The sequence below is a fragment of the Ammoniphilus resinae genome (assembly GCF_017873965.1).
GTDB lineage: Bacteria > Bacillota > Bacilli > Aneurinibacillales > RAOX-1 > Ammoniphilus_A > Ammoniphilus_A resinae.
In genome coordinates, this window is the sequence record NZ_JAGGKT010000040.1 from 1 (window position 1) to 7886 (window position 7886).

7 protein-coding genes are annotated in these 7886 nt (G+C 41.7%); 4 read left to right on the plus strand and 3 right to left on the minus strand.

Annotation, left to right across the window (positions count from 1 at the left end):
* Positions 1-669: 669 nt before the first annotated feature.
* From J2Z37_RS24960 to J2Z37_RS24975, 4 genes are all read left to right on the plus strand, one after another.
* Positions 670-1377: a FadR/GntR family transcriptional regulator gene (locus J2Z37_RS24960; RefSeq protein WP_209813045.1), complete on the plus strand. Its 708-nt coding sequence runs from the start codon at positions 670-672 to the stop codon at positions 1375-1377.
* 240 nt (positions 1378-1617) lie between these two features.
* Positions 1618-2358 carry an SDR family NAD(P)-dependent oxidoreductase gene (locus J2Z37_RS24965; RefSeq protein ID WP_209813046.1) on the plus strand — a complete coding sequence of 247 codons (741 nt, stop codon included), beginning with the start codon at positions 1618-1620 and terminating at the stop codon, positions 2356-2358.
* Between the two features lie 3 nt (positions 2359-2361).
* On the plus strand, positions 2362-3822 hold the full coding sequence (locus J2Z37_RS24970) for an aldehyde dehydrogenase family protein (protein ID WP_209813047.1): 1461 nt from the start codon (positions 2362-2364) through the stop codon (positions 3820-3822).
* A 34-nt stretch (positions 3823-3856) separates the two neighbouring features.
* Positions 3857-4945: a TRAP transporter substrate-binding protein gene (locus tag J2Z37_RS24975; RefSeq protein WP_209813048.1), complete on the plus strand. Its 1089-nt coding sequence runs from the start codon at positions 3857-3859 to the stop codon at positions 4943-4945.
* Positions 4946-5557: 612 nt separating this feature from the next.
* Here the strand turns inward: J2Z37_RS24975 and J2Z37_RS24980 are convergent.
* The 3 genes from J2Z37_RS24980 to J2Z37_RS24990 form a co-directional block, all read right to left on the minus strand.
* Entirely contained in the window at positions 5558-6607 is a 1050-nt protein-coding gene (locus tag J2Z37_RS24980) for a C4-dicarboxylate TRAP transporter substrate-binding protein (RefSeq protein WP_209813049.1), read from the minus strand.
* Complete coding sequence (locus tag J2Z37_RS24985; protein ID WP_209813050.1) at positions 6604-7632, minus strand: zinc-dependent alcohol dehydrogenase; 1029 nt, start codon at positions 7630-7632, stop codon at positions 6604-6606. Before J2Z37_RS24985 ends, J2Z37_RS24980 begins: the two co-directional genes overlap by 4 nt.
* Positions 7633-7658: 26 nt before the next feature.
* Positions 7659-7886: SDR family oxidoreductase (locus tag J2Z37_RS24990; RefSeq protein WP_209813051.1), on the minus strand; the 228-nt coding region annotated here is incomplete at its 5' end.

The following is a 7886-nucleotide window of genomic DNA, read 5'->3' on the forward strand; positions in this document are numbered from 1 at the left end:
TCCTGTCACGAATCTGGTGTATTTGTGACAGAGTCACAGAAAAAGGGAGACTTCCTGTCACGAATCTGGTGTATTTGTGACAGAGTCACAGAAAAAGGGAGACTTCCTGTCACGAATCTGGTGTATTTGTGACAGAGTTACAGAAAAAAGAGGGTCTCCTGTCACGAATCTGAGGTATACGTGACAGAGTCACAGAAAAAGGGAGACTTCCTGTCACGAATCTGGTGTATTTGTGACAGAGTCACAGAAAAAGGGAGACTTCCTGTCACGAATCTGGTGTATTTGTGACAGAGTCACAGAAAAAAGAGGGTCTCCTGTCACGAATCTGGTGTATTTGTGACAGAGTAACTTAAATCACGCCCTCCTCAGTCCAAATTAAGCAGGAATCAAAGTTGAACACTACAGTGGCGAGGAGACTTTTTCATAGTGCCCCTACTGCATTTTATAACGGTTCTGGTACACAAACATCTCGTAATCTCGTTCGCACAATACACCACCTCTTTTCACAATTTTAATAACAAGATATGACTCTCTTTAAAATAAGTAATAGTGTAATAGCCATACTCTAGCTTTTTTATCTTGGTCATCCCCCAAACTCTCTATGGTTTTCTCTCATCCCAGGATGTGTAATAATAGAAAGAAAGTTCTGATTTACGAGGAGATAACATCATGAACCATACCAAAGGGCCTTTGTCCTTAGAGATCGCCATGAGACTTCAAAAAATGATATTAACAGAAAAAGAATATAAACCAAATGACAGAATACCAGATGAACGAACATTGGCGCTGAGACTGGGTGTGAGTCGGAACTCGATTCGAGAAGCGATTAAAGTCCTAGTAGGAAATGGTGTCCTGATCGTCAAACGGGGCGTAGGTACTTTTGTTGCTGACAACCCTGATTTTATTTCAGATCCCTTTCGTTTGTCTTTAATAGAAGACTACAGAGAATTACAGATCAAATGGTATGAAGTGCGTTTGATGGTTGAACCGGAAGCCATGAGACTTGTTGCAGAGCGGATCACGCCAAAAGAATTGGAGCAGTTAACTTTATTGGAACAAGAATGTGCGGATTTAATTAGGAATGGATTGGATTATACCATCGCTGACAACAACTTTCATACGTTTCTAGCAAAAGCGACCCATAATGAAATCATTGAGAGGCTGATTCAAGGGATCGGGGCTTCCGTCTCTTCAGGGATTGCCATGGGGAAAGATCTGGCCAGGCGGAATGCATTAGAAAATCATCGATTAATTGTAGAGTACATTAAGAAAAGAGATGGCACGGGTGCTTATCATGCCATGAGATTACATTTGCTTCAAGGGAAAGAAGATATCATGAATCAGTCCATTCGTGTAGAAGATGAAATGATTCAGTAAAGTGTGATGCCTTGTATAGATCACACTTTATATTTTTCAAAAAATTCCCAAAAGGTAGTACCAGTCTGATAGGAATACTAAAAATACTTTACATATTTCCGAAAAATATAGTAATATACACTCAAGTGGTAGAACCACAGAGTTGTGCACTCTAGGTGATTATGAAAAGGCTTTCGCGTGCATAACCATTGAAACGGATTGCTTTATAAATATTGATAATAATGAAAGAGGGGCGTAAATATGAGATTGGAAAATGAAGTGTTTGTTGTTACAGGTGCAAAAGGCGGAATGGGTAAGGAAACGGTGAAACGCTTTTTAGAAGAAGGAGCTTTCGTAGCCGCGATTGATTTGAATGTGGACGGTTTAGAGGAAAGTGATCGTTTGTTACCGATCGCCGCTGACTTAACAGATGAAGATGAGGTTGAAAAGGTAATCCGGATGGCCTATGAGAAATTTGGGAGAATCGATGGCCTCTTGAATATTGCTGGGATCGCGCAATCTGCTACACCGATTGAAGAGGTGAGCTTAGCCGATTGGGAAAAAATTATGCGTGTCAATGCCACTGCGCCATTTTTAACGAGCCGTGCCGCTGTACCGTATATGAAAAAACAAGGGTCTGGCGTCATTGTTAATATTGCTTCGATCTCGATGGTGAGACCTCGTCCTGGTTTAAATGCTTATGTTGCGTCAAAAGGAGCCGTTGTTTCCCTTTCACAAGCATTGGCAATCGAATTAGCCGAATATGGAATCCGGGTCAATGTCGTCAATCCAGGTCCAGCCGACACGAACATGCTTGGACAATTTGCATCAGAGGGTGCAGATGTTGATAGTATAAAAGAAACGATATTTAGAAAAAGTGTTCCTATGGGAAGATTAATTATTCCAAGTGATATTGCCAATTCTCTTGTATACCTATGTTCGAAAGAAGCAGCGATAGTGACTGGTTCTGTGTTCAATATCGATGGTGGAAGGGGGATCTAATTAGTGAAGGCAGTTGATGTACAGACACTAGGATGTTATATCAATGGTGAATGGACGGTCCCAGATGAAGCGAAATTAATAGAAGTCAAAAATCCAGGGGACGGTTCGGTTTTGGCCTATGTTCCTCGAGGAGATAAAGAGGAAATCGATCAGGCTGTACAGGCAGCAAAAACAGCGTTTCTTTCAAAAGAGTGGAAGGAACTCACCCCTTATGCTCGTGGCCAACTTCTCAACCAGATCGCTGAAATCATTCGTGAAAATAAGGAAGAGTTAGCCAGGTTAGAGACACTTGATGTCGGGAAGCCCTTGGGTCAATCCGCTGTGGATGTGGAAATTGCTGCCCGTTATTTTGAATACTACGCAGGGATAGCTGACAAGATTTTTGGGGAAACCATTCCCGTTGAGCCAGGAATTATTGATTACACAGTTCGCGAACCGATTGGGGTCGTTGGGCATATTATCCCATGGAATTATCCTCTGCAAATTGCCGCAAGAAGCATTGCCGTATCCATCGCAACAGGAAACGCAATGGTTCTAAAACCAGCGGAGGATACACCGTTAACGACACTAAAGCTCGCTCAGTTAATGGAAACTTTAGGGTTACCAAAAGGTCTTCTGAATGTTGTTACAGGTTATGGCTATGAAGCGGGTGCAGCCCTTTCGTCCCATCCGGATATTAATCATATTACGTTTACAGGCTCCGTTGAGACGGGAAAAAGGGTGATGGAATCCGCAGCAAAGAATATCGTTCCTGTTACCTTAGAGCTTGGTGGAAAATCTCCGAATATTGTGTTTGCTGATTGTAACGAAGAGCAGGCACTTGAATGGGTTCGCAAGTCCATTATTCAAAATGCAGGTCAAACTTGTTCTGCAGGCTCACGCTTAGTCATTGACAAATCAATTAAAGAGGATTTCGTTAGCAAACTTGTCGAAGCGATGGAAAAACTAACGATCGGCCCTGGAATGGATAATCCTGATCTTGGCCCCGTTTTATCGCAAAAACAATTTGAACGAATCCAAGAGTTTATCGATCTTGCAAAGCAGGATGGCATTACGATTGCAACAGGTGGAGAGCGTAAGTTAATCGAAGGATGCGAAAACGGTTATTATCTCAAACCTACCATCTTTGATAACGTTGCGGCAGATCACCATTTGGCACAAGAGGAAATATTCGGGCCCGTCCTTACGGTCACCACATTTGAGACAGAAGAAGAAGCCATTGCGATTGCCAATGGAACGCCATATGGTCTCGTCGCAGGCATCTGGACAGAAAATGTCGGTAGAGCCCACCGTGTTGCCAATCAACTGCAATGTGGCCAAGTATTTATCAATCACTATGGTGCTGGAGGAGGAATCGCCCAGCCATTCGGTGGATACAAAAAAAGTGGTTTCGGTCGAGAGAAAGGCCTCGAGGCACTGAAGAGTTATACCCAATTGAAGAATGTGGCGCTCAAGTATTATTAATAAATAAGGGTTAATGGAGTAGAGGAGAAATCTAATGAAAAAAATACTTACAAAATTAAGCATCTGTTTGATCGTACCAAGTCTGCTAGTGTTGGCTGGGTGTGGAGGTGGTGGTGGCAAGGATTCAGAACCTGCACCGACAGATTCATCTTCATCATCTGCTTCTGAAACTCCAGCCTCCGCTTCAAATGAGATTCAAGAGCGTACGGTTAAAGCAGGGTTGCCCGTACCTAAAGATTCCACATTAGGCCAGGGATTAGACAAATTTGCAGAATTAGTCGCGGAAAAGAGTGACGGTAAAATAAAAGTACAAAACTTTTATGATTCCTCTCTCGGCGATGACAAAAAAATGGCGGAAGCCTTACAGGCTGGTCTACAAGAGATTGCCATCACCAATTCCAGTATTATGGTTGGGAACGTGAAAGAACTTGGGGTGATCGACTTTCCGTTTATGTTCAATGATGAAAAACATGCCCATACGGTACTCGATGGACCGTTCGGGAAAAAATTGCTTGACGGATTGACTCCACAAGGGTTAATAGGGCTTACTTTTTGGGAAAATGGATTCCGCAGCGTCACCAATAGTAAGCATCCGATTGAAACGGTAGACGATTTGAAAGGCTTAAAGATCCGAACCATACAAAATCCAGTCCACATCGAAGTGTTTAAGAGCCTGGGTGCGAATCCGACGCCAATGCCTTGGCCAGAAGTCTTTCCAGCTTTAGAAAGTCACGCGATCGATGGTCAAGAAAACCCAGTGACGATCGTTGCGTCCTCAAGTCTGAATGAAGTGCAAAAATATATGAGCTTCACCAAACACTTGTATTCACCGATGCTATTTATGGTCAGTCAAAAGTTTTGGGACCAGCTATCCGACGCGGAAAAGAAAGTCTTCCAGGAAGCAGCAGTCGAAGCGGGAGCGTACCAGCGTGATCTTAACCTAAAGAGCAGCGAAGCCCTCACCGAAGAATTAAAGGCAAAGGGTATGCAATTTAACGATGTAGCACCGGAAGAGCGGGAGAAAATGAAAGAATTGTCCAAGCCTGCATTGGAACCATTCATTGATGAGATCGGCAGAGATGTCGTTCAGGAGTTCTTCGATGAAGTGGAGAAGGCAAAGTAAATAAATTGATTCCAACAATGTAAATTATAAAGTGCCCTGATTTTTATGTGATGAATCAGGGCTTTTACCTTTCCAGGGTTCTACCAACTGAGCTTCCTAAAGCCTCGATACAATTTACGGTCGATTTTAGTGGACTTACGGTCACTTTTTATATCTTTACGGTCGATTTTTTAATCGTTACTGTTAAAAATAAATTGAGTGGGGGATAAAGCAGGGGTATCCATTAGGTTTTTTTCAATTCTATTAGAATTAGCTTTACTTTTACTTAAAAAAAGAAAGGGAAAGAGAATGGACTCCCTCAAACAATCCCGTTTCCCCTCATTTCTCTTATTTACGGTCGTTTTCAACAGATTTACAGTCGTTTTTATAGGGGTTACGGTCAATTTTCTTTTGGCTAACCCACATATACCGTATAGGGTATACACCAAAACTGAAAACCCAAGGATTCCATCAGAAAAACGGAGGAGAGTACCTTAAATTGTACTCAAAGAAAAAAGTAACCGCCCCACTCCTGACCAAAGGTTGAAGGGTTGTTATTTTCTTCAAATAACCTCAAAATTTTAGGTCAGCCGCTCTTCTAGCGGCACTTAATTCTTCGACAGAGGTTCTTTTCTATTTTTCATTTAGAAGTTTCGTTACCTTTTCGTACAAATTAGGAGACCATTTATCAAACTTGGTATAGACCACCTGCGTGGCTTTCTTAAACGCATCAATGTCTACATCTGTAACAAATTTAACCCCTTTTTCCTCTAATTTCTTTTTCCATTCATTCGTTTGTTCTACGGCAGCTTTAGATTCTTCTGTTCCCCATTTTTGAAATTCTTCTACTAAAATCTTTTGGATGTCGGGAGGAAGTGTATCGAAATATTCTTTACCGATCACAAAGCCAGTCATAGCTTTAAAGTGACCTGTCATCGAGATGATCTTTGCGCTTTCGAATAACTTAGAACCATACAAAGTGGATAAAGGAGCTTCTGCTGCATCAACAACACCATTGGATAGTCCTGTATATACTTCAGACCATTCTAATTCAGTCGGATTCGCCCCCATTGCTTTTATCGTCTCTGTCCACATCACATTGGGAGGGACACGCATTTTCAAGCCTTTTAAATCTTCTGGCGTGCGAATCTCCTTGTTGCTAATAATATGACGATCGCCGAAGAACCAGTTGAAAGCCAGTACTTTTAATCCTTTGGATTCCATTTGTTTACTAATATCAGCAAACCAATCGGAGTTAATTAATTTATTATATTCCTCCGGTTTCTCTACTAGAAATGGACCATTTAGTATACCGAAATCAGAGATATAATCCTGCCAATATCCAGCATCCGAATTCCCAATGACTGCTGCTCCAGCTAATGCTTGCTCAAAAGTATCCTTGTTTGAACCGAGAGTAGAGTTAGGATAAACTTGAATTTCCACTTGACCGTTGGTGCGCTCTTTTATGCTTTCCGCGACTTTCTTTGCGTAAATATTAATTGGCTCGTTCTCAGGAAGAACAGTGGCTACCTTAATTATCATTTTTTCTTTATTCTCGGTGGGTTTACTTTCAGGTGTTTGTTGTCCATTTTGAGAGGTATTGCTTGGTTGGCTTCCACACGCAACAGTAATCATTAGCATCAACAATATGATCAAACAACGGTGAACTATTTTGAATCTCATAAACACGCTCCTTTCTCGATGATGACTTTTCCAACTGGAAGGGTACGACTTCCTGCCGTTTCGAAACCTCTTTGGATTTCTTGCAATGGATACTTGTGAGTTACAAGTGCTTTTACATCTAATTTTTGTTCAGACACTAATTGAATAACTTGATGAAAATCCTTTTTTTCATAAGACATAACACCAATTAAACTACGCTCACCCCTTTGCAATAAGGTCATGGGTATCGTAACATCTTTTAAAAATACAGCAGTTGCAGCGATTTTCCCGCCTCTTCGTGTTATTTCAAAAGCTGCTTGAAGCGTTTGCTCTAATCCGGCGCAATCAATGACTGCATCCAACCCTAAGGGAGAAATCTCAAAGGATTTTTGCTTCAAATTTTGTGTTAATGGATTGACCACCACATCTGCACCGAGCTGCCTTGCTAGATTCAACCTATGTTCCAGGGGATCAGAAGCAATTACCGTGGTTGCCCCCAGTGCTTTCAATACTTGCACGCATAGAAGTCCAATAGGGCCAACACCTAGAACTGCCACATTATGTCCGGAAACGGAACCAAGTCGGCTTACAGTATGTACTGCAACAGCCGCCGGTTCTACAAGAGCCCCTTCTATAAATGAAATATCATACGGAAGTTTGATTAAATTTTCTTCTTTAGCAAGAACATAGTCTGCAAAACCCCCGGGAATATGTGCTCCTATCACTTGTTGTTTTTCGCACAAATGAGGCGTTTCTTCAATGCATCTTGCACATTCACCGCAGCCGCTTAAGGGGAACAGCAGCACACGATCTCCCTTTTTCCAACCATTAGCTCCTATTCCAGCCTGTTCAACACTCCCTGCAACCTCATGACCCATCCTCAATGGCGGACGCAGGATTGGATGGTTTCCATGAAACATATGAAGATCGGAACCACATATTCCACAAGCTTCAACTTTAATTAAAATTTCATTTGGGCCGGGATTAGGTATATCTTGCTGTGCGATCTCAATACGTCCAATATCTACAAGTATGGCTATATTCATTTTAGTCCTCCATCACGTATAAAAGATTATGCAGAAGCAGTCCATCCACCATCAACATGTAATAAAGCACCTGTCATATAACTCGAAGCATCAGATAATAAAAATTGTACAACGCCAATTAATTCTCTAGATTTTCCGATCCGTCCCATTGGAATCCGTGTAAGCGTCAAACTGGACGCACATCCAAAATCTAAATAATATCTGTCATAATAATTCCCAGGAGGTGCTATTATGGCAGAAGTTACTAGAAAATT